This is a genomic window from Desulfogranum mediterraneum DSM 13871, from assembly GCF_000429965.1.
Lineage (GTDB): Bacteria > Desulfobacterota > Desulfobulbia > Desulfobulbales > Desulfobulbaceae > Desulfogranum > Desulfogranum mediterraneum.
Genome location: NZ_AUCW01000020.1, coordinates 89,504 through 112,934 on the forward strand (window position 1 = coordinate 89,504; position 23,431 = coordinate 112,934).

Sequence of the window (23,431 nt, forward strand, 5' to 3'; positions counted from 1 at the left end):
GCCTATCCCCTGAGCCATCGATCTCGCGCATCCTACCCTTAAAGGAGGCCCCATGAGTACCCAGACAAACGTTGGCGAATATCTGATCACTAAACTCCATCAATGCGGGATCCGCCATATGTTCGGTATCCCCGGTGACTATGTGCTGGGCTTTTATGACCTGGTGGAGAAGAACCCCCTGATCGAGTTAATCAACACCTCTGACGAGCAGGGGGCTGGCTTTGCCGCCGATGCCTACGCCCGCATCTCCGGCCTGGGGGCGGTCTGCGTCACCTACGGGGTGGGCGGTTTGAAGCTCGCCAACACCACGGCCCAGGCCTATGCCGAAAAATCGCCGGTGGTGATCATCAGCGGCAGCCCGGGTATGGCTGAACGGGATCGGCAGCGGTTGCTCCACCACCAGATCACCGACTTTTCCACCCAGGCCAGGGTCTTTGCCGAGTTCACCGTGGCCTCCACGGTGCTCGACTCTCCGCAGACGGCCCAGGAGGAGATCGACCGGGTCATCCTGGCCGCCCTGGAAGAGAAGCGGCCGGTCTATATCGAGCTGCCCAGAGACCTGGTCTTTGCCCCTATTCATCCCGTCAGCAGCAGCGAGGACCGAAGCCTCCACAGCGACCCCGAGGCCCTGGAAGAGGCCCTGGAAGAAACCGCCCGCCTGATCAACCAGGCCCGGCAGCCGGTCATCCTGGCCGGGGTGGAGCTCCACCGCTTCGGCCTCCAGGAAGAGGTGGTCGCCCTGGCCCGGGGCCGGGGCATCCCGGTTGCCGCCACCATGCTGGCCAAGTCCGTGGTCCCGGATTCCGAGGAATTCTATCTGGGCGTCTTTGAGGGCGGCACCGAGGCGGTCACCCACTACGTGGAGTCGAGCGACTGTCTCTTGATGCTGGGTACCTTCCTCTCTGATCTCAACCTGGGCCTCTTTACCACCGACATCGACCCCAGCCGGGGGATCTATGCCACCAGTGAACGACTCAGTATCCGCCACCACTACTACGATACCGTCCTCTTTGCCGACTTTCTCCGCGGCCTGGCCCGGGCCCCCATCGAACCGCGTCCCCTGGGCCCCATCCCCAGGCCCCAGCCGGCAAGGCCCATCAGCGACCCCTGCGGCGAGAGCCCCATCACCGTGGCCGCGCTGTTCCAACAGCTCAACACCTTTATCCGGGCCGAGACCATGGTGGTCGCCGATGTGGGCGATGCCCTGTTCGGGGCCAACGACCTCTTTGTCCACAATGCCGCCGATTTCCTCAGCCCGGCCTACTATGCCTCCCTGGGCTTTGCAGTCCCGGGTGCCCTGGGCGCCCAGCTGGCCAACCCCTATGCCCGGCCGCTGGTGCTGGTGGGAGACGGGGCCTTCCAGATGACCGGGGTGGAGCTCTCCACCATCGCCCGCTACGGCCTCAACCCCATCGTGGTGGTCCTCAACAACCAGGGCTACTCCACGGAACGCCCCATGCTCGACGGCGCCTACAACGATGTCCACCCCTGGGCCTTCAGCAAGCTGCCGCTGATCCTGGGCTCAGGCCAGGGCTTCCTGGTCCATACCCAGGCCGAGCTCTGCCAGGCCCTGGCAGCGGCCGAGAAGAACGAGGAGTTCACCATCATCGAGGTCCTCCTGGACCGGGACGATCGCTCACCGGCCCTGAACCGGCTGACCGCCAAGCTGGGGGCCAGGGTCAAGGAATCCGCCGAGTAGGCGGTCGGTGTCCCGCCCATCACCACGACCCGGGGGCCGAGGCCCCCCTCGCTCCCTGGTCTTGACAGCTGCACACCGATACCGTATGGTACTGAATACCATTTAATCCCTCATTATCAGTGAGTAATCTACATATAGAATCAATGCAGAACAGAGATACCGCTAGAGCGGCGGCGGCCATGAACCTGGTTCAATGGCAGCCGAACGCTCTTTTTTAGCAAAAAACAGCACGCAAACGCCATTTGGACCAGTTCCCGGTCCATGGCGTCTCTTCAGCCTGGGCCATGACGGTTCAGGCTTTTTTTATGCCTGCACCGCGGCATGGCCTCCACAGATACCACGACCCCAATCTCACCTACACGGAGGAGCACACCATGAGCGATAAACCCCACAAGATCAAGTATGCCGAGCGGATGCAGCATCTCCCGCCCTACCTCTTTGGGATGATCAACAAGATCAAGATGGAGAAACGCTGGCAGGGCGAGGATGTCATCGACCTGGGTATGGGCAACCCCATCGATCCCGCGCCCCAGCAGGTCACCGAAAAGCTCTGCCAGGTCGCCATCGACCCCAAGAGCCACCGTTACCCCGAGGCCGGAGGGATGAAGAACCTCAAGCGTGAGATCGGGCTCTACTACCGGGAAAACTACGGGGTGGAGCTCAACGGGGCGGATGACGTGATCTGCACCATCGGCTCCAAGGAGGGGATCTCCCACCTCTGTCTGGCCCTGCTGGGTCCCGGAGACACGGTCCTGGTGCCGGCTCCGGCCTTTCCCATCCACGTCTATGCCGCGGTGATTGCCGGGGCCAACGTGCTGCGGGTCTCTTTGAGCAGCGAGGAGCAGTTCCTGAAGCAGATCCACACCATGTGCCGCTCCCTCTGCCCCGGACCCAAGCTGGTGATGCTCAACTATCCCCACAACCCCACCGGCACCCTGGCGACCAGGGAATTCTTCCAGGAGATCGTCAAGATGGCTCGGCAGCTGGACTTCATGGTGATCAATGACTTTGCCTACTCCCGGGTCACCTATGACGGCTATGTGGCCCCCAGCTTCCTGGAGGCAGAGGGCAGCCTGGAGGTGGGAGTGGAGTTCGGCAGCTTCTCCAAGTCCTACAACATGGCGGGCTGGCGGTTGGGCTACTGTGTGGGCAACCAGAAGATGATCCAGGGGCTGGCCCAGATCAAGGGCTACTACGACTATGGGATCTTTTCCGCCATCCAGGTGGCCGGGATCGTGGCCATGCGCGACTGTGACGATACCATCTCCGAACAGGTGGCCCTCTATCAGAAGCGACGGGATGTGCTCTGCGAGGGCTTGACCCGGATGGGCTGGGAGGTGGAGATCCCCAAGGCAGGAATGTTCCTCTGGGTCAAGATCCCCCGGCTCTACAGCCAGATGGGTTCGGTCCAGTTTGCCATTGAGATGATGGAACGGGCCAACGTGGCCGTGGCCCCGGGTGCCGGTTTCGGCCAGGAGGGAGAGGGCTATCTCCGCCTGGCCCTGGTGGAGAACGAGAACCGGATCAGGCAGGCCCTCAAGCAGATGCGCCGGGCCATGGCCGAGATCGATCGGGAGATGGCGGCCGGCACCTTTTCCCTGGCCACAGCCTGAGCAGGGAGGAGGACAAACACTCTCCGGCTCTTCACCGGCGGCCGGAGAGTTCCCGCCAGAGGCCACGGACCATCCAGGCCAGCAGCCCCAGTCCGGAGAGCAGCACCCCCCAGAGGATCCACTGCCTCCAGGGCAGGGGCGGGACCGGCGGGCTGAGGGCGGCGCTGCCGCCCAGCTCCCGCCGTTGGCCCACGGTGGCCGTGGTCAGCAGCTCCTGCTCCTCCCAGCCCTTGCCGGCCACCAGCTGGCTCAAAAGTTCTGAGCGCGGGGCCTCCCTGCTCAGCTTGCCGCTGCCCACGGCCAGGAGATAGGGGGGAGCCCCCTGGGCAGTAAACAGGAGCTCGTCCGGGTGCCAGCCCAGCTCCAGGCCAATGGCTCCATCCCGGGGTGCACCGTTGCCCTGGTCGAGAATCTCCAGCCGCCAGAAGGGGTCGCGGCTGGGCCCAAAGCTGCAGGGATCTCCGTTCAGGGAGCCCCCCTCCAACTCCAGGCGATAGAACAGCCCCTGGCAGCGGCTGTGCCAGGGGCCATCGGGGTCGCGCCGGGAAGAGATCCTGGCCCGCAGGGCGGTGTTGTTCCCGGGAAAGAGCAGCCGAACCGCACTGACCGGAAAATGACCGCCAGAGCTATAGTCGAATCGCTCCACCGGCTGAGCCCGATCTCTGGTGGCTGCAGCGGCCAGGGTCCAGTGGAGGCTCTGGCCCGGATCGGCACCACTGAGAGCCATCACCCGCTCCAGGACCAGCTCGGTGCCCTGCTCCAGGATGAGCTTGAGATAGGGTTGGTGGAAACGGGGCAGCTCAATCCTCCTCCGCACCACCCGCTGGCCATGATACTCCAGATCAACCAGGCTCGCCCGGCCAACCAGGGTGGTCCAGCGGTTGAGGTCACGGCTCTGGAGCAGCTCTACCGCCACTACCCCCGGGCCGCCCGCACTGCCCCCTCTCTGCCAGTGGAACTCCAGGGCAGCGGGCTTCTGCGAAACCTCGCTCAGATCAAGGAGATAGCCGCGCCCTCCCTTCCCCTTCCCAGGCACTGCTGTCGAAGCATCCGCCTCCACCCTGAGGCGGGTCCCCTGGTTCTGCTGTCCCAGGCGCAGGTCCAGGCTGAACCCCTGTTCCGCTGCAGATCCGCTCCCAGCCAGGGGGAAGAAGGGGACCTTCAGTTGCTTGACCAGATCCTGTTCCAACCGGATCCCGCGGCGCAGGCCATGGGCCACGGGCTCGGCAGCACCGTTAAAGACCCGGAGATCGGCCAGATCCGAGCGGCTTGCCTCCCGGTAGACCGAGGCAGGCAGGCCCAAACGGTAGATGGCGCCGCCCGGCGGGGTCTCCAGCAGGTAACCGTAAGCAAAATCATCCGGCCGAAGGGCTTCCCCCCAGGCCGCCCCTCCGGCCGTCGCCAGCAGCGGCAACCAGCAGAGCAGCAGCACAGCCTTGAGGAGGTGCTGCCACAGCCCCCCCTTCATGATCGCTCCCCCGCAGCCTTGGGGGGCAGCGGCGCCCAATAGCCGATCACCAGCATCAAGAGCCCCACCACCAGAAAGGAGATGATCCGGGCAAGGGTGCCGCTGCCGGCCAGATCGATGAAAAAGAGTTTCAAGACCACCATGGTCAGGAGCACGGCCCCGGCAAACCAGAGCGAACGCCGGACAAGACGGGTGGCACAGCCGGTCACCACCAGGGCGCTCAGGCTCCAGAGCACGGCCAGGGCCGCCTGGAACTCTGCCGAGTGATAGAGGGCTGCCAGGGTGTAGCTCACCCCGAGAAGGTGGTGAACGCCACGGGCAACCGCGCTGTTCAACCAGAAAAAGAAGAACAGGCCGCAGCCCCAGGCCAGCCTCTGGGGTGTGAGCAGGGAGCGCAGCCTGTCATCGCCCTGCCTGCCGACCCGGGCCGAGACCAGCAGCCCCAGGACCAGGAGCTGGGAGAGCTCCAGAGGGTTGAGCAGGACCAGGTAGGGCAGCGGTGCGGCCCCGCCCGGCTCAGCCCCTCCCAGCAGCAGCCAGCAACCGAGAAAACAGGCCAGGACCGTGCAGCCCGCTCCCTGATAGGCCGAGCGATGACGCTCCAGCGGCCAGAGGGGCAGACGAGCCCAGCGCCGGAGGACAAAGAAGAGCAGGGCCGGCAGCAGCCCCCAGCAGGCCAGGGACCAGCTTGGGGAAAACTCAGGCAGCCGCTGCCAGAGCCAGTCGACCTCCTGGCAGATCACCGCCAGCAGCAGCCAGAGGGTACCCAGGTGCCAGGCCGCTGCCAGGCGGCGGGGCCACCACTGTTCAAAGTGGTAGAGCAGCCGGTACTCCACCACCAGGGCCAGGGGCCAGACCACCACTCCCCAGCCGCCCAAAAGGTGGTCATGGAAGCCTGCGCCCAGGAGCCCTTTTACTGCTGCCAGGACCATGATCACCAGGAGCAGCATCTGCGCCTGGGCCAGTTGCTGCCAGCAGAGACGCCTGGACGCCATGGCCAGGACAATGGTCGAGCCTGCGGCAAAGAGGAGCAGGCCGTTGGCCAGCTCATAGCCCGGGGCATGGATGGTCATCTCCCGGTAACCGCCATAGTACCACCAGGACATGCCCCAGATGAGCAGTGGCCAGTGGAACCGATCTTCGCCCAACCTGATGCGGAGGCCCTTGGAGTTCTTCTCCAGAAAGTAGCTGGAGGCAAGGGCGGCCGTGGCAATGAGCAGACAGCCCAGGAAGTGACGGTTCAACAGCACTGCCGCCTCAAAGGGGTACCAGACCGAGCCCAGGAAGTAGAGGGCCGAGCCCAGCTGAAGGAGCAGGCCAAAGCAGCGGCTCGGGAAGCGGTCCTGACGAACGCCTACCCAGAGCAGTGCTGCCCCTTCCAGGGCCCAGGCAGCACTGGTCAACTTGCCGTCAAAGCCAAAGGGAATGGCCAGGCTGCCGGCCACCACCCCCAGGGCCAGGAAGGCCTCCACCAGCAGCCGCTGCCCTGCCCGGGAGCGTGTTCGCCAGAGCAGGGTGGCCAGGGCGAGGTAGAAGAGGCCGAGAAAGAGCATGGTCAGGGCCATGCCATAGGGGGTATCGCGGACCAGGAGGTACTGGAGGGCGATGAAGGCCAAGGGGGTCCCGAAGACCAGGGTGGTGTCCAGGTAGCGTTCTGCCCTGGAGGCTCCGCCGCGGGCAAAGAGGATGGCCACCCCCAGGTAGAGCAGAAAGAAGAAGAGCAGAAAGGGTTCGGTGCTGGCAAAATGCTCCGGCCGGTAGCCCTGGTAGCCCCAGAGGGAACCGATGCCAAAGGTGGCGACAAAGCCCAGCAGGTTCAACACCCGCCAGGACTGGAACCAGGCAATGGCCAGGATACCGATGTTGAGGAGCCCGAAATAGGAGAAGAGCAGCACATGACTGCCCCCGCCGCTGGACATCAGCACCGGTGCGGCAAAGCCGCCCAGGGCAGCAAATATGGCCAGGGCCCGGGCCTGCTGCAAGACGGCCAGCATACTGGAGAGGCCGACCAGCCCGATCATCACGCCCAGACAGAGGGGAATGGGCAGGAAGTGGTAGAGCTTGGCAGCAGCAAAGACCACCAGGTAGAGCACGCCCACCCCTGCGCCCTGGAGGGTCAGGCCATAGCCTGCCCGCCTGCCCCGCAGCCACCAGCCCAGGGAGAGGAGCAGCAGCCCGCCCAAGCCGGCTGCGGCCAGGCGAAATTCCATGGGCACCAGGCTGTGCCGGACCGCATATTTAAGGAAAAAGGCCACTCCAAAGAAGAGGATCACCACCCCTGCCTTGAGCACCAGGTTGCCGCCGGTGAGCAGGGCGCACAGACGCCCATAGCCCTTGGCCCACCAGGAGGCGACCTGCCCGACCTTGCTGCCGGCGGCGGTCTGGGGTGCAGGTCGGACGGTGTCTGCCGGAGGAGGCTTCGGAATCTCGCTGCCCTTGGGATGGGAACGCTGGACAGCGCTGTCCGGGGACGCGGGTTCCGTGGCCGCCATCCCGGCTGACGCCGATCTCACGCCGGAGGCCGGCAACACGGCCTGGCCGGAATCTGCTGCCGGAACAGAATCCGCAGCCTCCAGACGGCGCACCCGGGAGCGGAGCGCCAGCAGCTCCGCTGCCATGGCGCCCAGCAGCCCGCCCAGCACCGCGCCACCCAGGCTGGGATCCAGGAGGGCGGCAGCAAAGACGGCAAAGACCAGGGAAAAAACAATATGCATGGGAGGATTCTCAAAGATGGTATTCAAGGTACCCTTATTCCAGATACCCTTAGGGCAAGCGTTCCCTGCAATTATATGCTATCGCTGGAGAGAATGAAAAGGCCCAGCCCCAGATTTACTGTTTTCCCGTTTTCAGCAGAGCATATGACACCCTCGCCGACCTCTTCGTTGCTGGCCCCGGATCAGGCCGCCCTCTATGACGCTGCCGCCGGCGGCTGGCTCCACTTCCAGCAACCCCGAAAGATCCTGGTCGCCCAGCGGCTGGAAGAGGTGGTGCCGCTCCTCCGCCGCCTGGAAGAACTGACCGCCCGCCACGGCTGGGCAGCCGCCGGCTGGCTCAGCTACGAGGCAGCCCCTGCCTGCGACCCGGCCCTGCCGGTCCAGCCGGACCCTTCAGGCTTTCCCCTGGCCTGGTTCCTGCTCTGCGAGCCTCCTGCCGCGATGAGCGCTCCCGGCGCCAGCTGTGCCATCCCCTTTTCCTGGAGCCCCTCAATAGAAGACCAGGCCTACCTGGCAGGGGTCGCCAGGATCAAGGAGCTGATCAGCCGCGGGGACAGCTATCAGGTCAACTACACCTACCGGCTCCGTGCTCCCCTGGCGCCTGCCCATGAGCACAACCTCCTGGCCCTGCTCCGGCAGGAGCCCCCCTTTTACGGTGGCTTGATCTCCAGCCGGGACTGGCTGATCTCCAGCGGCTCGCCCGAGCTCTTCTTTACCAGGCAGGGCAGGCAGCTGATCTCCCGGCCCATGAAGGGCACCGCCCCCCGGGGCCGGGATGCTGCCGAGGATCAGGAGCTGGCCGCAGGGCTGAGAGCCTCGCTCAAGAACCGGGCGGAAAACGTGATGATTGTGGACATGGTCCGCAACGACCTGGGCCGGATCGCCCGGCCGGGCAGCGTCCGGGTCAAAGAACTCTTTGCCCTGGAACGCTACCCCACCCTCTTCCAGCTGACCTCCACGGTCGAAGCCGAGAGCAGAAGCTCGCTGGCCGAGATCTTCCAGGCCACCTTTCCTCCGGCATCCATCACCGGAGCCCCCAAGACCAGGACCATGGAGATCATCTCCGAGCTGGAGCCGCAGCCCCGCAGGATCTATACCGGCACCATGGGTTTTGTCCTACCCGATGGCCGGGCCCAGTTCAATGTGGCCATCCGCACCCTGCTGGTGGACCGGGAACGCCGGGAGGCGGAGTATGGGCTGGGCAGCGGCATTGTCTGGGACTCGGATCCCGAAGAAGAACTTGCCGAGTGCCGTACCAAGGCCCGGATCTGCACGCCGCCCACCCCTGCCTTTGCCCTGCTGGAGACCATGCTCTGGACCCCGGGACAGGGTTACAGCCTCCTGCCGGAACACCTGGAGCGGCTCCAGCGCTCGGCGATCTACTTCGACTATCCCCTGGACCTGGCCGCCATCCGGGCCGAGCTGCAGCGCTTGGCCGCCTCCCTTGGCCAACGCTCCCGGGTGCGGCTGCTGCTCCACCGCGATGGCCGGATCGGTTGCAGCGCAACGGAGATCGCGCCCCTGGCCGCAGACCACCAGGCCAGGGTCACCCTGGCACCAACCCCTATCCCGGCTCCTGATCCCTGGTTTGTCCACAAGACCACCCGGCGCAGCTTCTACGAGCAGGCCCGGCAGGCCTGCCCGGACCATGATGATGTGCTGCTCTACAACGCCCGGGGAGAACTCACCGAGTCCACCATTGCCAACCTGCTGATCTCCATGGACAACACCCTCTACACCCCGCCCCTGAGCTGCGGCCTGCTCCCCGGTACGGCCCGGGCCAGCCTCCTGGCCCGGGGCCGGATCCGGGAGCGGGTCCTGCCCCGGGAGCTGCTGGAACAGGGCCACCCCCTCTACCTGGTCAACTCGGTACGCGGGATCTACAGGGCACGCTACTGCCCGGAGGAAGGAGAGCGCAGCGACCGGGTCGCTTGCAGGGCAGAGTGAAGGAAATGAGCCTCCTGCCTTGACCTCTTTTGGGCCGTCATGCCCGCGCAGGCGGGCATGACGGCAAAAGCGCAGGGATGACAGCTGAAACAAGGAATTGATTAATCAGAAAAGAAAATAAGGAGAACAACGATGAACGGAGTGTTTTTAGATGCCGAAAGCCTGGCTGATCTGGATCTGTCCGCCCTGGCCGGCTGTTTTGAAGATCTTGCCGTCTACCAGCAGACCCCGAGCAAAGAGGTGGCCCAGCGGATCGCAGAGGCCGAGGTGGTGATCGTCAACAAGGTCAGGCTCACGGCTGCGCTCCTCCGGGGGGCGCCCCGGCTGCGGCTGGTCTGCCTGGTGGCCACGGGCACCGACAACGTCGACTGTGCGGCGGCCAGGGAGCTGGGGATCACGGTCTGCAACTGCCAGGCCTATGGCACCGACTCGGTGGTCCAGCATGTCTTTACCATGATCCTGGCCCTGCACACCAGCCTGCTCCCCTACACCCGGGCCGTGGCCGAGGGCCGCTGGCAGCAGTCCAGCCAGTTCTGCCTGCTGGATTTCCCCATCGTCGAACTCAAGGGACGCACCCTGGGGATCATGGGCTACGGCACCCTGGGCAGGGGGGTGGCCAGGATGGCCGAAGCCTTTGAGATGGAGGTCCTTTTGGGAGAACGGCCCGGAGTGCGCCAGGAGGGGCGCATCCCCCTGGAGGAGCTCCTGCCCCAGGTGGACATCCTCACCCTCCACTGCCCCCTCAGCGAACAGACCCGCAACCTGATCGATGCCCGGGCCCTGGAGCTGATGCGGCCCAGCAGTTTTTTGATCAACGCCGCCCGGGGCGGGATTGTCGAGGAGCAGGCCCTGGCCGATGCCCTGCGAAGGGGGACCATTGCCGGTGCAGCCAGCGATGTGCTGACCACAGAGCCTCCCGGCGACGACAACCCGCTGTTGGCAGCGGATATCCCCAACCTGATCGTCACCCCCCACTGTGCCTGGGGCAGCTACCAGGCCCGGGCCAGGATCGTGGCCCAGACCGTGGAGAATATTGAGGGCTTTGTCCGCCAGGCGCCACTGCGGGTGGTGAACTAAGCAGGGGGGGCCAAGGCAGCGGTGCGGGCTCAAGCCTGGTTGGAGAGTTCCTCCAGCAGTCGGCCCTGGGCGTCAAAAAGTTTGACGGAAACTGGGACACCACCATCCAGGTGGTGCGTGGCGCAGGAAATTCAGGGGTCATAGGCGCGCACCGCCATCTCCACCCGGTTGAGCAGACTCTCGTCGTAGACGCCCCCACGGATCAGGGAGGAGGCCGCCTGTCTGACGCTCATGTTCATGGGAGCGATGTTGTGGGTGGTGCCCACGATCATGTTGGCCCGGACGATACAGCCCTGCTCATCGGTTGCATAGTCGTGGATCAGGGTCCCCCGGGGGGCCTCCACACAGCCCACGCCCTGCCCCTTGCCCGGGATCACCTCGGCCCGGACCCGGGGATCCAGGATGGCCTCATCGGCCAGCAGCTCCAGGGAGCGCTCACAGGCATAGACCAGCTCGATCAGCCGGGCATAGTGGTAGAGCAGGGTATACTGGGGCCTGGGGCCAAAGCTGGCCCGATACTCCTCCAGGGCGGCCTGGGCCCTGGGAGTGGGGATGAAGTCACAGACGTTAAGCCTGGCCAGGGTGTTGGCCCGGTAGATCCCCTGGGGCTGGTCCAGATCCAGGGAAAACCCCTGGCCCCAGGAAGCGGCATAGGGCGCCTTGGCATAGGACCAGGGCAGCACGGCCTCGTTGATATGGTCGCGGTACTCTCCGGCGCTGAAATCGGTGATCCCGCCCTCGGGATCCATCAGGCGGAGTCTGCCGTCATAAACCGCCAGCCCGCCCTGGTCATCCACGCTGCCCAGGAAGCCGGTGGTGATCACCCCCAACTCCTGGATCTCCTCCTGGTAGCGGCCAAAGACCTGCTCCTTGCCGTAGTCCAGGGCAAAGCCGGCAAAATCCAACAGGGTCTGACAGCCGCCGAGCAGATCCTCCCGCTCCTCCCGGGTCATGGGCTTGGCAAAGCCGCCGCTGACCCCGGCCACCGGATGGATGGCCTTACCGGCAAAGCGGTCCAGCAGCATCTGGCCCAACTGGCGCATCTGCACCACCCTGCGGGCAAGCTCGGGATCTGCCTTGGCAATCCCCATGATGTTGCGCACCGAGTAGTCGCTCTCCGGGCCCAGAATAAAGTCCGGGGCTGCCAGGAAAAAGAAATGGAGGATCTTGTCGTTGATAAAGGCCAGGGCATGGCAGAGCTCACGGAGGAGATGACCCGTGGGCGTGGGGCTCACCCCGAAGCAGCCATCCACGGCCTTGACCGCGGCCAGATGGTGCATCCAGGGGCAGATCCCGCAGATCCGGTTGACGATACGCGGCAGTTCCTCGGCCGGTCTGCCCTGCACCAGCTGCTCAAAGCCTCTGAGGGAGAGGATCTGCATCCTGGCATCGGCCACATTGCCCTCCTCGTCCAGCTCGATGGCGATGGAGGCATGGCCTTCGATCCGGGTGACCGGCTTGATGGTGATCACCTTAGCCATGGTCTGTTCCCCGCCTCTCTCTCTGCTCTCTGTCCAGCACCATCAGCCTCTCCTCCTGGCTCTCTTGCGTAATCGGTTATGCGCCCCGGAAAAACGGAGCAGACCCTGGCGATCGACAATGGTCTTCATATCCACCCCGCCGCTGACCAGGGCGTTCATCATGTCCATCATCTGGTTGCCCTGATTGCGCACCGGCCCGTAACAGCCCCGACAGGGGACCCGGGCCTGGATACAGCTGGGCGCGCCCCGGCGGGCACAGCCTGCGGCGGTCACCGGGCCCATGCACATCAGCCCCTGCTCCAGGAGACAACGCATTGCCGAGAGCTCCTGGGCCGGATCGTAGTCCGCATTGACGGTGAAGCGCTGGACCTCTTTTTTTTCGATCGTTCCCCTGCGGATGGCCGGACAGGTGTCGCAGACACTCTTGGTGGGCAACTGCGGCGCTCGCCCCTCCACCAGGGCGGTGAGCACCTCCTTGAGGTGGACAGGGTTGGGTGGACAGCCGGGAACCAGCAGGTCCACCCGGACCAGCTCGTCCACGGCATAGACCCGATCCAGGGGCCGGGGGACCCCCTGGTCAGGAACCGCAGCCTGCCCATGATCGGCGGCTGCAAAGACCTCGGCATAGGTCTGCTCCAGGCCCCTGGTGTTGGTCAGGGCCGGGATGCCGCCATGGGTGGCGCAGGTGCCCATGGCCACCAGAAAATCGCACTTGGCCCGGATCTCTTCCAGGAGCTCGCGATGTTCCTCGTTGGCGCAGCCGCCGGAGACCAGGCCCACCTCGGCCCTGGGCAGGGAGAGCTGCGGCTCTGCCCCATCCTCCCCCTGGCTGGAAACATACTTATGGTCCATCAGGATGGGCATGTGGACGATCTCCAGCCCGGGCAGCAGCTCCAGCAGGCCCTCACCCATGTTGAGCAGGGCTATCTCACAGCCGGAACAGGAGTGGAGCCACTCCTCAACCAGTCGTAGGGGCATCATCTCCTCCTCGGCTCAGATCTTGGGGCCCCTGCACCCCGGTCAAGGTCGCCACCAGGGTACAGGCCGGCGCGATGGCGGCCTCCATGGCCGGCGACAGTCCCTCCTTCAACTCCACCACCGGCTCACCCACCTGGGCAACCACGATGGCCACCCGGACCCGGGTGTAGCGCTGGAGCTCGTGGAGCATGTTGACCGTGGGGAACTGGTGCAGGGAAAAATCATGGAGCTTGTTGCCGGGAATCTCTCCGGGGTCGAGAACAAAGACCTCGCCGGGCCGGCGATCCTCCTGGTCCACCGAGTCGACGATGATCAGCTGCTCGGGCCGGAGCTCTTCGGCCAGGAGATAGTCAAAGAGATACTCCCGGATCGAGGTGCCCGCATCCACACACTGGAGCCAGGGATAGGAGCAAAGCCGCGGCTCCAGGGCCGCGATCACCGCAGGCCCAAAGCCGTCATCACCGCAGAAGATGTTGCCGCAGCCAAAGATCACGGTCTTCACCCTGGTCGGTACGGCTCGTTCTGCCGCGCTCTGCTGATGCTTCTGCTCCATGTCCCTCTTCACCCCTGTTGTTCTCTTCGTTCCCGGCGGTCCGCCGTCTGCCGCCATCTCTGAATCCCCAATGTACACCAGCAGCCGGCTTTCCTCATCCTGTTTTCCGCAGGCGGCAGACGGGACACCTGGAAGAGGATGACCCCTGGCTGCAGATTTCCCTGTGTTGCCGAGCGGAAAAAGGGTAGATTCACCCCTGCATATCGACCCCGGACCTCTGTGGAGCACCACCATGACCACCCCTCCCTATAGCGATCTCCAGGCCCTGGCCGAGGATCTTCGCCGCTTCGCCGACCAGCGCGAGTGGCAACCCTTCCATTCGCCCAAGAACCTGGCCTCGGCCCTGATCGTTGAGGCTGCGGAACTGCTGGAACACTTCCAGTGGCTGCGCCAGGAAGAGAGCTGCCGACTCTCTGCCGACCAGCAGCAGGAGGTGGCCCATGAAATGGCCGATGTGCTTATCTACCTCACCCGCCTGGCCGACCGCCTGGGCATAGACCTGCTCCAGGCCGCAGCCGAGAAGATGGCCATCAACCAAGAGCGCTTCCCACCCCTTAAGCAGGGAGAACAGGAAAAAGGCGGCCAGGACGGAGCCAAACCATGAAGGCCGCCACGACAAGGGCCCTGGATTTTTTCCTGCCCAACCGGGACATCGCCCGGATCGCCCCCCTGGGCAGGGGCAAGATCAACGATACCTGGCTGGTCCGGCTCTGCTCGGGCAGGCAGCTGGTCCTCCAGCGCCTGTCGGCGGCGGTGTTTAGCGATCCCCTGGCGGTCATGGCCAACCTGCGCGCGGTCCTGGCCCATCTCGAACCCAGCCGGGAGCAGCTGCTGGCTGCAGGGGTGAGCTTCTTCCAGCTCCGGAGCAGTCCCGGGGGCACAGATTTCCTCCTGGACGAAGAGGGCCACTGCTGGCGCCTGCTCAGCGCTATCCACCCCTCCACCACCCTGGAAGGCCTCCGGACCCCGGAACAGGCTGAGGGTATCGGGGCCATGCTCGGCCGTTTTCACCTCCTGCTGGCCGACATGGATCAGCAGCTCCTCAGCGATCCCCTGCCCGGCTTCCACGATACCGCCGGCTACCTCCAGGCCTATGACCGGCTCATGGCAGCAGGAGCCCCGGCAGCAGAAAACAGGGATCAAGGGGAAAGCCTGTGCCACCGCTTCATCGCCGAGCAGCGGGGGCTGGTGCCCCTGTTTCAGCAACAGCAGCCCCAGCTCTCCCGGGGCCTGACCCATGGCGACCCCAAGGTCTCCAACTTCCTCTTCAGCCCGGACCAACGGCGGGTGATCAGCCTGATTGACCTGGACACGGTGCGTCCGGGCCTGCTGCTCCATGACCTGGGGGATTGCCTCCGCTCCTGCTGCAACCCCCTGGGAGAAAACCACCAGCAACCCGAGAAGACCCGCTTTGCGGGCGATATCTATGCGGCGGTGCTCCGGGGCTACTCCAGGGTTGGTCGCAGGTTGCTCACGGCAACAGACCTCCAGCTGCTGCCCCAGGCGGTCCGCCTGATCTGCTTTGAGCTGGGACTGCGCTTCTTCAGCGACCATCTCCAGGGTGATCGCTACTTCAAGACCAGCAGCCGGGGGCAGAACCTGGAGCGGGCCCTGATCCAGTTCCATCTGGCCGACGCAGCCGCACGTCAGGAACCAGAACTCGAAAGCTTGAGCCCTTTCTAGTCAGAGGGGCAGGAGGGGAAAGAGGGGGGGGACAGGGGAAACCCGAAGATGGAGCAGACCGCCAGTCCGGCGGTACCCATCTCCGGGGAGGGGAGGCTTATTTGCAGCTCTTCTCGCCATGGCCGGGGTGACAACATCCCCCCTTGAGGCCGCGAACATCGCTCTGATGCTTGGCAATGGAGATGATCTTGTTCAACCGTTTCTGAACCTTATTGGGCAGATCCTTTTTCGTCAGTTTTTCCGCCTCTTCCACGATGGCCTTGAAGGCCTTGTCAATCTTATCACTGGGTAACATAGGGGATTCCTCTCTGCAAATGGGTTAGAACTGATGCCCGGCTGCGGCAGCGGCAGCGAGCCGATTTCAACCTTCTTAGCACCTTAGGAACAACTGTTGAAAAATCAAGGGGTCACAGCTTGGTTACAGCCTGACCCCTTGACTTGTGTTCAGCGTTGATGAGCCCTCTCTCCTCTTAAAGGGTGTCTTTAATAATGAGATTTTTCGATCAAGATCAAGGCATGCGAGAAAAATTACCACAGACATATAATCGATATTCCGAGGATAATTTTTAGAGCACAACGCAGAGAATGGAAGAAAAAGCCACTATTCAAGCTAGCCTTAAGGAGGCTGGCCGCTTACTTGAGCACCAGGCCGTGGTCCTTGGCCGCATCCCTGATGTGGTCCACAAAGAGCTGGGCAAAGGCATCGTTGGAGCCCAGGCCTTCCAGGACCGTCTCGACCTGATAGCCTTCCTTGGTGAGGCTGGATTTCCAGGAGTCGTCCTCTGGGCCGGCCATGTCGTTGGTGGCATGGTCGCCGGCCACGATCATGAAGGGCTTGAGCAGGATCTTTTCACTCTTGGCATGCTTGAGGTGACCCATGAAGTCATCCAGCGCCGGCATCCCCTCGACCACGCCGAAGTAGGTGGTGACCTCCGGGTAGGCGGCCCGCATCTTCTTCTGCACCTCGGCATAGATCCCGGTGGACCAGTGTTCGTTGCCATGGCCCATGTAGACCAGGGTAGCGCCGGCCTTGCGGGCGGCTTCGGCATCGCCGGCCAGGGTGGCAACGGCCGCATCCACGTCATGATGGTACTCATAACGATCGCCGGGCATGCCCAGGGCAGGCCGACCCATGACGATACTGTTAAAGGGACGCCACTTGTCCTTCATGGTGCGGATGGAGGCCAGGCCGTTGATGTACTGCATCAGGTCATGGGACTGCTCCATGAAAAACATGTGGGTGGGTTGGACGATGATATCGGAGTAGCCGTCTTCGCGCAGATCACCGATGGTGGCGATGATGTTCTCAACATAGAGCACCTCTTTGGGAATGCCCTGGTCCAGCCACTTCTGGGGTTCTGCCTGGCGCTTTTTCCAGACCGAACGGATGATGTTGGAGGTAAAGGTAAGCCGGACCTCGGTGTCGGGATAGGCAGCCCTGACCTTATCGCTGATGTTGGTGATGGCCTTGACCGCACTGGGGACGGTGGTGCCGAAGCTGGCCAGGACGATGGCGGTCTTGCCCTGTTTGGCGGGACTCATCCCCCCGGAGGCCAGGGCCGAACCCAGGCCAAGGCTGATGGCCAGGACCAGGCTCACAATCAATGTTGTCACTCCTCTCTTCATTGCGTTCTCTCCTCTACTGTTTGCTCTTTTCACTTGAACTGCGGTTACTGTCCACCTGGTCCGGGCAAAAAAAAACCCCGAACCATGATACCAATGATTCGGGGATGCCCTGTTCTATCCGCGTCTCGTTCCACCCTCCCTGTCCAGGGGAAGACGGTCTCTCTTTCAGGCAGGTCTTCTGACTTCCGGATCGTTCTAGTTACTGCGCCTTCCCAATCCTCAAGATCAGTGGCTGAGTGCAGTGTTCGTCCCCGGTCACAGCGGCGGGCCCGTCTCCGAGTTACACGGAGTTCCCTATTGTTCCATCTCTGGAACCTGAAAGTGGTCTCACCCTACCGGATAGAAATTTAATTTGTCAAGAAAATTACATATAAGCAGAGCTCACCACAGAAGAAAACGGTGTCTGTCGGTACTGATCTTGAAGCAGATGTGCCCTGGCTGGGATCACCAGCACCGCTGGCCGAAACTGAAAAACGGGCCCTGGGTCATCAATATTTCAAGGGAGCCTTGAATAAATGGAGCGACAGCGTTATGTACAACTCACTGGACTTACGCTACAAGTGTTAATTTAAGAATTATGGTCCCCTTGAAATGTTCGGTTTTTCGATCAAGCTCAAGGAGCGAGACACACCTTGCCGCAGCCACATAGCTGATATTCCGTGCATAAACATTTAAACGCAAGGTGGCCTTGAGTTAGATTAAGGGGTCAAATTCAGATCACGAACAGGATTTTAGGAGAAGATTATGGACGTCGCTTACCTGGTCGACATTTCTTACATGATATATCTCAGTGCCAATGAAGTAGACTTTGAACCGGTCAGTAATGAGGAATATGTCTACCAGTCACAGAAAGAGGCCAAAGAGGCTGCCCTTGGCTATGATCTGCACCAGCACAAACAGGGCCTGTTGGACAGACTCAAAATCGACAAAGGTAGAATAGCAGTTGATGTAATAACCATAAAAGACGGGGAAATAGAAGACTCAATCCTGATGAAAAGTCTTGAATGCACGGTCAGCGAAGGTCTTCCGAAATGGATTGAGAAGTAATCCCTGGCTATCAATCGCAGAGAAACAGGGGAGATAGCAGGAGCTTGCTGAAGGAAGCTATGGCTACCGCAGGATACCGATTCTGCGCAAAGAACCTGGCTCGCCCCCTACTGATCGATCCATCTATGTCTTTAATATAAAAGTAATTTTAGCCAAAAGGAATATGTATGGAGAAGATATGTGTCAAAGATCTCATGGTTCCGATTTCTGAATATGCCACAGTCACTGTCGGCACCTCTTTGATCGATGCTGTCTTAGCCCTGGAGGCAGCCCAGGAAGCCTACTCCTCGAGTAAATACGAGCATAGAGCAATTCTTGTTCTGGATGAAAACCATACTGTTATCGGGAAAATCGGCCAACTTCGGATATTGAAAGCTATTGAAACCAGATATGATCTTGGTTGTGATGTGGAAAAACTGAGTCGTTTCAAATTCAGCGATCAGTATATAGCAGATAAATGTGAACAGTACAGACTGGAAGGTCCGATTCTGGATGAAGAGTCTTTTCGGACAACGGCAAATAAGAAAGTAGAAGAATTCATGCAGCGACCCACGTCGGGTGAATTCGTATCGGAAGAGAGTTCACTGGACATGGCAATCCATAAACTGGTAGCAGGACCGCACCTCTCTCTCCTTGTTACAAAGGAAGAAGAGATAGTAGGGATTTTGAAAATAGGAGACGTCTTTGCCTCTGTTTTTCATAAGATGCGCAATAGAAAAGGGGCGCTCTGACACCTACCTTCTGCTGGTTGCCGACATCGAGAGCTCCTTTAATTGATATATTCATCCTGGGTACATTATATTTCTACGCTAGAGGATAGAGAGATGAACGAACTCCAAAAATTATACGAAAGAATCATCCAACGGGTCAATATCAACCTCCGTGAACTCGACTTTGACGCTGAACCATATTCCACCGGCATTATTCAGCCAGAGCAAATGAATAAGTTTTATGCCTTTTACGGGATAACAACGGATCATCCCTTGAACCTGGTCTTCAAAAATTCCGGATTGGCCGGCAGCTATTTTCTGGGAAAATGCCGGGTTTCAAACTCATTGCTGTACAAAAGTGATATTCGGGGAGATGAGCTGAAGAGGGAGGGAGCTTCTTTTCAATATCAGGGTTTCACAATAGACCTTAACGATGACGAGTTGATCGACATCAGAGACTCTGCCCTGGCCAAAACCCTGGTCCATAATTTTTCACATGACCCGGAAACACCTGAGGTGTTTTTTATCAAAGATACACTTGCCATGGACTATGCCAATATCCATGGCGCCCCAACCGATGGCGCCTTTTTAGGCCCCTTTGCGACCGTTGATTTAACCACTATCCACGACTCTGTCATTGGAACGTACTCCTATATCCAGGCCGGTGAAATCAGTCACATGAAAATTGATCCGGGAACGATATGGGTACACGCCCAGGACCAGTTTAACTTTTACTACCAACACGATCCTGATCTGCTCAAGAAATATGCAAGCGTGGTAGCTGGTGACCGCCCCCATGGCATAATCTTTGACTTCATAGAGGAACACGAAGAGGCTTTCCAGCGCCTTTTCGATGCTGTCAATATCGAGACGATTGAATCTGTGCCCAAAACTGCTTCCCTTGATCGATATGCTGTTGTCCTGCCGAACACAACCATTGCAGACAATGTCCTCATTTCCCAAAGGGCTTATCTGGAAAACTCTCATATCGGCAAAGGCTCCAATGCGCAGGAAAACTGTTACATTATCCACTCCAAGCTCGATGGCTTCAATGTAACTGCGCATGGCGCCAAAATAATTGAATCAGACCTTGAAAGCGATGTCTTTGTCGGATTCAACAGTTTTTTATACGGAAAAAAAGGGGCGAGACTACATATCGGAAAAGGCTGCATCGTAATGCCACATACCATTATTGACATTGATGCACCACTGCATATCCCAAAAGATCATCTTGTCTGGGGATTAATCAGAAACGATGCTGAACTTGAACAGAACAGCATCTCCTTTGATGCATTGAAGGCTCACAAAACTGCCTTCAACAGAGGCAACCTGCACTTTGAAGGCAACGGCTACCTGTTTGTCAAGGCATTCAAGGATCGTATTGACCATATCCTTGATGCCAATGGTGCATTTTTTAACGGAGAGAACAATACCGGTCACGCCCAAAGGAATCAAAACCTGTCACTCAACACCATACAACCGTTTCAATTTGGTTCGATGAAAGGGTTGTACCCGAACATCACCATAGAACTCTAAAAATGAACATGCCCCGTCTGTAGCGATTGTCAGGCCACATGTCTCTTCACCAACCGTACGACTCATCATCATGACAATATATGTAGGGATGACCCAGGATCTTCAAGCCGCCAAAGAATATTTACTTCAAAAACATAACGGTATGTATCCTGACGTTGAAATGGGACCGTTTAAATACGAAGCTGATGCAATAAACTATATTAAATTTATGCAAAATAAATTTCCCGACAGCATCAACCTTGACCTTCAGTTCCTTTCAACGGACTACAGCACATCAGACAGATGGTATGTTTTCTCATTTGAGCATTCCAGCAACATGGTTCAATGACAAGGCAGGTTTTCGGATAGTTACCTTTTCAAGGAAAGAGCGCAAAACAGAGGGCGTGGCACCTTTTCCTGACCAAGTCTGCTGGACCCCTCGACCATGGGCGGCTTTGCCACTGATTCGGAAACAACCGCGAGGGAACAGCTGATACAGGCAAGGCCCCCTGCTCCCTCTACAAACTACAGACCTCACCTGGTTCCGGCGGTTCCAGTACCCCGGTTCCAGATGAAAGCATCTCTAACAGTGATTACCACCAACCCTCAGCCACACCTAGCCCTGCTCACCTAACACACAGATACCTCATGAGAAAAACAGACAAAAACACTGATCCCAGGGAAGCTTTGATTCTGATACGACGGCAACAGATGACTCTCTTGGAGAACTTGATGATCATGGGCCCAGTGACGACTGAACCAGAATAGCCCAGTCGGATCGCTCCGGAGGGGGTGAATCAAAATTAGGGCGTCGGGATCAATTGATTCGCCGGAACCGATGAGTCGAAACAACAGAAAATTCATAAGCTACTACATCTCTGTGGCAATTTTGAAGCTGGATGTTCTAGAAAGAAGATAAGATAGGTGAGTAAATTGGCCATCAAAGAGAAGATTTCAGAGTTTATGATGAAAGTAGCCAGATTTGAATTCTTTCTCATAAACAGCAATATAGAACTTGGAAAAATTAATGAAGAATCTTCTGGATTAAAGAAAATAACAGGAGTCAATTGGGGAAAACTCGCAAGATTACTAGAAAAAAAATTCAAATTCGTCGACTTCAATTTCAAAGAATATAATCTCGAAATTTTTAAAAACACAGCACCACAGTATCTTGTGAAATCAGAAAGTGGCCAGCTCAAATGGGATAGTGATGATAAAGCGATAGATTCATGGGAAATTTTGCTGTCAAGAGGGTTTGCACAACTTAGAAACAATATTGCTCATGGCAATAAAGCCCATATATCTTCAGCTTTCACACAAACAAGAACTGAAGAATTCATCGAATCTGGACACTGTTTAATGAATTTTATTGCAAAAGAAATCTTTAACGTAGAGCACTGGGCCTCAGAGATAGTTTTCAAAAGTTAAAATGTAAGGGGGCGCCCATGAGACCGCTTTGTAGCGATTTGTAGTCATAAACGGCCTGTCTGTCGTGGAATGCAAGGTCCTCGACGCAGGGCCAGGGTCATTTGATTCACGATATTCCAGATTCGTTCTATTCACTCCACAAGAAAGGGTTAAGGCAAGAGAATGTCTTTTAATAAAACCATCATTCAAGAAGAAACGACCGGTTGCGGAATTGCTTCTGTGGCCAATGTTGTAGGGAAGTCCTATTCCGAAGTAAAGAACTTAGCAAATTCAGTGGGAATATTTGCTGAAGATCAAAGTTTGTTTTCAGATACCAACTACGTCAGAAAGCTATTACAAGAATATGACATCTCTGTTTCTGGTGATGAGAAACCTTTCGTTTCATGGGATGAACTGCCTGATATGGCGTTATTGGCAATAAAGTATCAAGAAGTTAAAGGGAGACCCTTCTGGCATTGGGTTGTTTTTCAAAGGTCGAATGGCATGGCAGTAGTGAAAGATTCTGCATCATATCTGGAAAACAACCATCGGGTTGATTTTAGCAACATGAAACCAAAATGGTTTATTGAAGTTTTGCAACCAGATTCCCTATAGACGATTTTCTTTGCAACCGTATAGCCCAAGCTGAACATAGAAATGACAACCTTCAGGCTGGAAATTTCTCAAGGAATAACTATGAATTTTCATTATCTTGTGCGGGCAATTATTCCCAGTGCAAATAACATACTACTGGTGCGTGAAATTGGTGCGAGTAATACCTTCCTCCCAGGAGGGCATATAGAGTTTGGTGAATCGGCAAAGAGCGCACTTCGACGAGAACTCATCGAGGAGCTTGGTATTTCCATCGATATCATTGGGTTTTGTGGAGCCGTTGAACACCAGTGGGGAAATGAAACGGATCGACATGCAGAAATTAATCTGGTTTTTAAAGCCATCATTCCCGATTTTGACAATAAATTGAGCCTAGAATCGAAAGAGCCTCACTTAGAATTTCTTTGGGTTCCTAAAGCTTCATTAGCTTCACATAATTTGCTGCCTTCTCCAATGATTGAGATGGTGAATGACGCAGCCACAAATAACCAAGCATTTTGGGGTTCCACCCTCGAACAAAAGTGAAACCCTGTAGGGTGCCTTGAAAAATTAGATTTTTCGATCAAGGTCAAGGCGCGCGATAAATTTTACTGTAGGCATATACCCGATATTCCGAGGATAAAATTTTGAACGCAAGGCCGGGATTGGAAGAAAAAGCATTTTTTCAAGGTGGCCTAAAGTGGCCCCCCCTCTCAAGAGGGGGCTCAGACCTTCTGATAGAGCGCCGAGCTGCAGGGCCTGCCGTGGAGATAGATCCCCTCCAGGTAGCTGAGTTTCCTGGGCAGTTGGGCCGGGGTGCCGCGGGCCACCAGGAAGTGGGCCGGTTTGCCGATCTCCATCCGCCCCAGCTCCTGTTCACAGCCCAGCAGGGCGGCGCCATGGTCGGTGGCCGCCTGGATCGCCTCACCCAGGGAACAGCCTCCCCTGATCAGGAGCCGGACCTCTCCGGCCAGAGATTCTCCATGGAGCACACCTGCCAGACCGGCACAGTAGTTGTGCTAACCTAAAAATGATCAAAAAAGGGGTGTCGTGCTAACCGAAAATTGACCACCTTGAACAGCCCCTCGACTATTATGGTTTTCAAAAAATCATAAAAGAGGGGGGGGGAGGAGTTGTTAACAGTGGATCAATATGAACTCATCCGCACGGCCTATCGGCAATACGGTAAGAATATCAGCGAGCTGTCACGCATGACCGGTCATAGTCGAAATACCATCAAAAAAGCAATAAGGGGCGAGGCTTGGGGGTATGCAGAGCGCAAGGCGCAGCCGTTCCCTCGACTGGGCCCCTATCTTGAGCAG

The 23,431-nt window shown here is 58.8% G+C and carries 21 protein-coding genes, 1 pseudogene and 1 riboswitch; of the genes and pseudogenes, 14 read left to right on the top strand and 8 right to left on the bottom strand.

Translation table 11 applies throughout. From position 1 onward, the window contains the following. Positions 1-52: 52 nt before the first annotated feature. Together G494_RS27915 and G494_RS22980 are read left to right on the top strand one after the other, a co-directional pair. Positions 53-1,699: an alpha-keto acid decarboxylase family protein gene (locus G494_RS27915; RefSeq protein WP_028584588.1), complete on the top strand. Its 1,647-nt coding sequence runs from the start codon at positions 53-55 to the stop codon at positions 1,697-1,699. Positions 1,700-2,073: 374 nt separating this feature from the next. Then, complete coding sequence (locus G494_RS22980; protein ID WP_035246211.1) at positions 2,074-3,312, top strand: aminotransferase class I/II-fold pyridoxal phosphate-dependent enzyme; 1,239 nt, start codon at positions 2,074-2,076, stop codon at positions 3,310-3,312. Between the two features lie 31 nt (positions 3,313-3,343). Here G494_RS22980 and G494_RS0111020 read toward each other — a convergent pair whose 3' ends face one another. After that, complete coding sequence (locus tag G494_RS0111020; RefSeq protein WP_028584589.1) at positions 3,344-4,780, bottom strand: DUF3999 domain-containing protein; 1,437 nt, start codon at positions 4,778-4,780, stop codon at positions 3,344-3,346. Further along, entirely contained in the window at positions 4,777-7,494 is a 2,718-nt protein-coding gene (locus G494_RS22985; protein ID WP_084456684.1) for a DUF2339 domain-containing protein, read from the bottom strand. Before G494_RS22985 ends, G494_RS0111020 begins: the two co-directional genes overlap by 4 nt. A gap of 144 nt (positions 7,495-7,638) precedes the next feature. Between G494_RS22985 and G494_RS22990 the strand changes: the two genes are divergently transcribed. Further along, a complete protein-coding gene (locus G494_RS22990) occupies positions 7,639-9,441 on the top strand; it encodes a chorismate-binding protein (protein ID WP_161629973.1) in 1,803 nt (600 codons plus the stop codon). A 132-nt stretch (positions 9,442-9,573) separates the two neighbouring features. Further along, a complete protein-coding gene (locus G494_RS0111035) occupies positions 9,574-10,518 on the top strand; it encodes a 2-hydroxyacid dehydrogenase (protein ID WP_028584590.1) in 945 nt (314 codons plus the stop codon). A 131-nt stretch (positions 10,519-10,649) separates the two neighbouring features. Here the strand turns inward: G494_RS0111035 and G494_RS0111040 are convergent, their stop codons facing one another. Genes G494_RS0111040 through G494_RS22995 form a run of 3 tightly spaced genes read right to left on the bottom strand, consistent with a single transcriptional unit; the run spans position 10,650 to position 13,530 of the window. Beyond that, positions 10,650-11,999 (bottom strand): Ni/Fe hydrogenase subunit alpha, encoded by a 1,350-nt coding sequence (locus G494_RS0111040; RefSeq protein WP_028584591.1) that lies wholly within the window; start codon positions 11,997-11,999, stop codon positions 10,650-10,652. A 42-nt stretch (positions 12,000-12,041) separates the two neighbouring features. Then, complete coding sequence (locus G494_RS0111045; protein WP_232362534.1) at positions 12,042-12,980, bottom strand: NADH-quinone oxidoreductase subunit B family protein; 939 nt, start codon at positions 12,978-12,980, stop codon at positions 12,042-12,044. After that, positions 12,958-13,530 carry a hydrogenase maturation protease gene (locus G494_RS22995; RefSeq protein ID WP_084456689.1) on the bottom strand — a complete coding sequence of 191 codons (573 nt, stop codon included), beginning with the start codon at positions 13,528-13,530 and terminating at the stop codon, positions 12,958-12,960. The genes G494_RS0111045 and G494_RS22995 overlap by 23 nt, the downstream gene beginning before the upstream one ends. 232 nt (positions 13,531-13,762) lie before the next feature. Between G494_RS22995 and G494_RS0111055 the strand changes: the two genes are divergently transcribed. Continuing rightward, a complete protein-coding gene (locus tag G494_RS0111055; protein ID WP_028584593.1) occupies positions 13,763-14,134 on the top strand; it encodes a nucleotide pyrophosphohydrolase in 372 nt (123 codons plus the stop codon). Further along, positions 14,131-15,213: a phosphotransferase enzyme family protein gene (locus tag G494_RS0111060; protein ID WP_028584594.1), complete on the top strand. Its 1,083-nt coding sequence runs from the start codon at positions 14,131-14,133 to the stop codon at positions 15,211-15,213. Before G494_RS0111055 ends, G494_RS0111060 begins: the two co-directional genes overlap by 4 nt. Before the next feature lie 97 nt (positions 15,214-15,310). Here the strand turns inward: G494_RS0111060 and G494_RS0111065 are convergent, their stop codons facing one another. Both G494_RS0111065 and G494_RS0111070 read right to left on the bottom strand, forming a co-directional pair. After that, positions 15,311-15,508 carry a hypothetical protein gene (locus tag G494_RS0111065; RefSeq protein WP_028584595.1) on the bottom strand — a complete coding sequence of 66 codons (198 nt, stop codon included), beginning with the start codon at positions 15,506-15,508 and terminating at the stop codon, positions 15,311-15,313. 338 nt (positions 15,509-15,846) lie between these two features. After that, positions 15,847-16,839, bottom strand: a complete 993-nt coding sequence (locus tag G494_RS0111070) for a sirohydrochlorin cobaltochelatase (RefSeq protein WP_028584596.1) — start codon at positions 16,837-16,839, stop codon at positions 15,847-15,849. A 151-nt stretch (positions 16,840-16,990) separates the two neighbouring features. Then, positions 16,991-17,173: riboswitch (cobalamin riboswitch) on the bottom strand. 410 nt (positions 17,174-17,583) lie between these two features. Between G494_RS0111070 and G494_RS0111075 the strand changes: the two genes are divergently transcribed. The 7 genes from G494_RS0111075 to G494_RS0111105 all read left to right on the top strand — a co-directional run bounded on the left by G494_RS0111075 (position 17,584) and on the right by G494_RS0111105 (position 22,655). Next, positions 17,584-17,886, top strand: a complete 303-nt coding sequence (locus G494_RS0111075; RefSeq protein WP_028584597.1) for a hypothetical protein — start codon at positions 17,584-17,586, stop codon at positions 17,884-17,886. Between the two features lie 167 nt (positions 17,887-18,053). After that, entirely contained in the window at positions 18,054-18,617 is a 564-nt protein-coding gene (locus G494_RS0111080) for a CBS domain-containing protein (protein WP_028584598.1), read from the top strand. A 93-nt stretch (positions 18,618-18,710) separates the two neighbouring features. Next, the gene (locus tag G494_RS0111085) at positions 18,711-20,132 is read left to right on the top strand and encodes a transferase (RefSeq protein WP_028584599.1); all 1,422 of its coding nucleotides are present in this window, start codon (positions 18,711-18,713) and stop codon (positions 20,130-20,132) included. A 70-nt stretch (positions 20,133-20,202) separates the two neighbouring features. After that, complete coding sequence (locus tag G494_RS0111090; RefSeq protein WP_153305840.1) at positions 20,203-20,460, top strand: hypothetical protein; 258 nt, start codon at positions 20,203-20,205, stop codon at positions 20,458-20,460. 575 nt (positions 20,461-21,035) lie between these two features. Continuing rightward, on the top strand, positions 21,036-21,539 hold the full coding sequence (locus G494_RS0111095; protein WP_028584601.1) for a hypothetical protein: 504 nt from the start codon (positions 21,036-21,038) through the stop codon (positions 21,537-21,539). A 162-nt stretch (positions 21,540-21,701) separates the two neighbouring features. Further along, positions 21,702-22,133: a hypothetical protein gene (locus G494_RS0111100; protein WP_028584602.1), complete on the top strand. Its 432-nt coding sequence runs from the start codon at positions 21,702-21,704 to the stop codon at positions 22,131-22,133. Between the two features lie 81 nt (positions 22,134-22,214). Then, positions 22,215-22,655, top strand: coding sequence for an NUDIX domain-containing protein (locus G494_RS0111105; RefSeq protein WP_035246214.1), 441 nt, complete (start codon positions 22,215-22,217; stop codon positions 22,653-22,655). Between the two features lie 179 nt (positions 22,656-22,834). Here the strand turns inward: G494_RS0111105 and G494_RS0111110 are convergent, their stop codons facing one another. Next, positions 22,835-23,101 carry an amidohydrolase family protein gene (locus tag G494_RS0111110; RefSeq protein WP_028584604.1) on the bottom strand — a complete coding sequence of 89 codons (267 nt, stop codon included), beginning with the start codon at positions 23,099-23,101 and terminating at the stop codon, positions 22,835-22,837. A gap of 150 nt (positions 23,102-23,251) precedes the next feature. On the opposite strand from G494_RS0111110, the pseudogene G494_RS27395 reads away from it, so the two are divergent. After that, positions 23,252-23,431: pseudogene (locus G494_RS27395) on the top strand (IS21 family transposase); the annotation flags it as partial.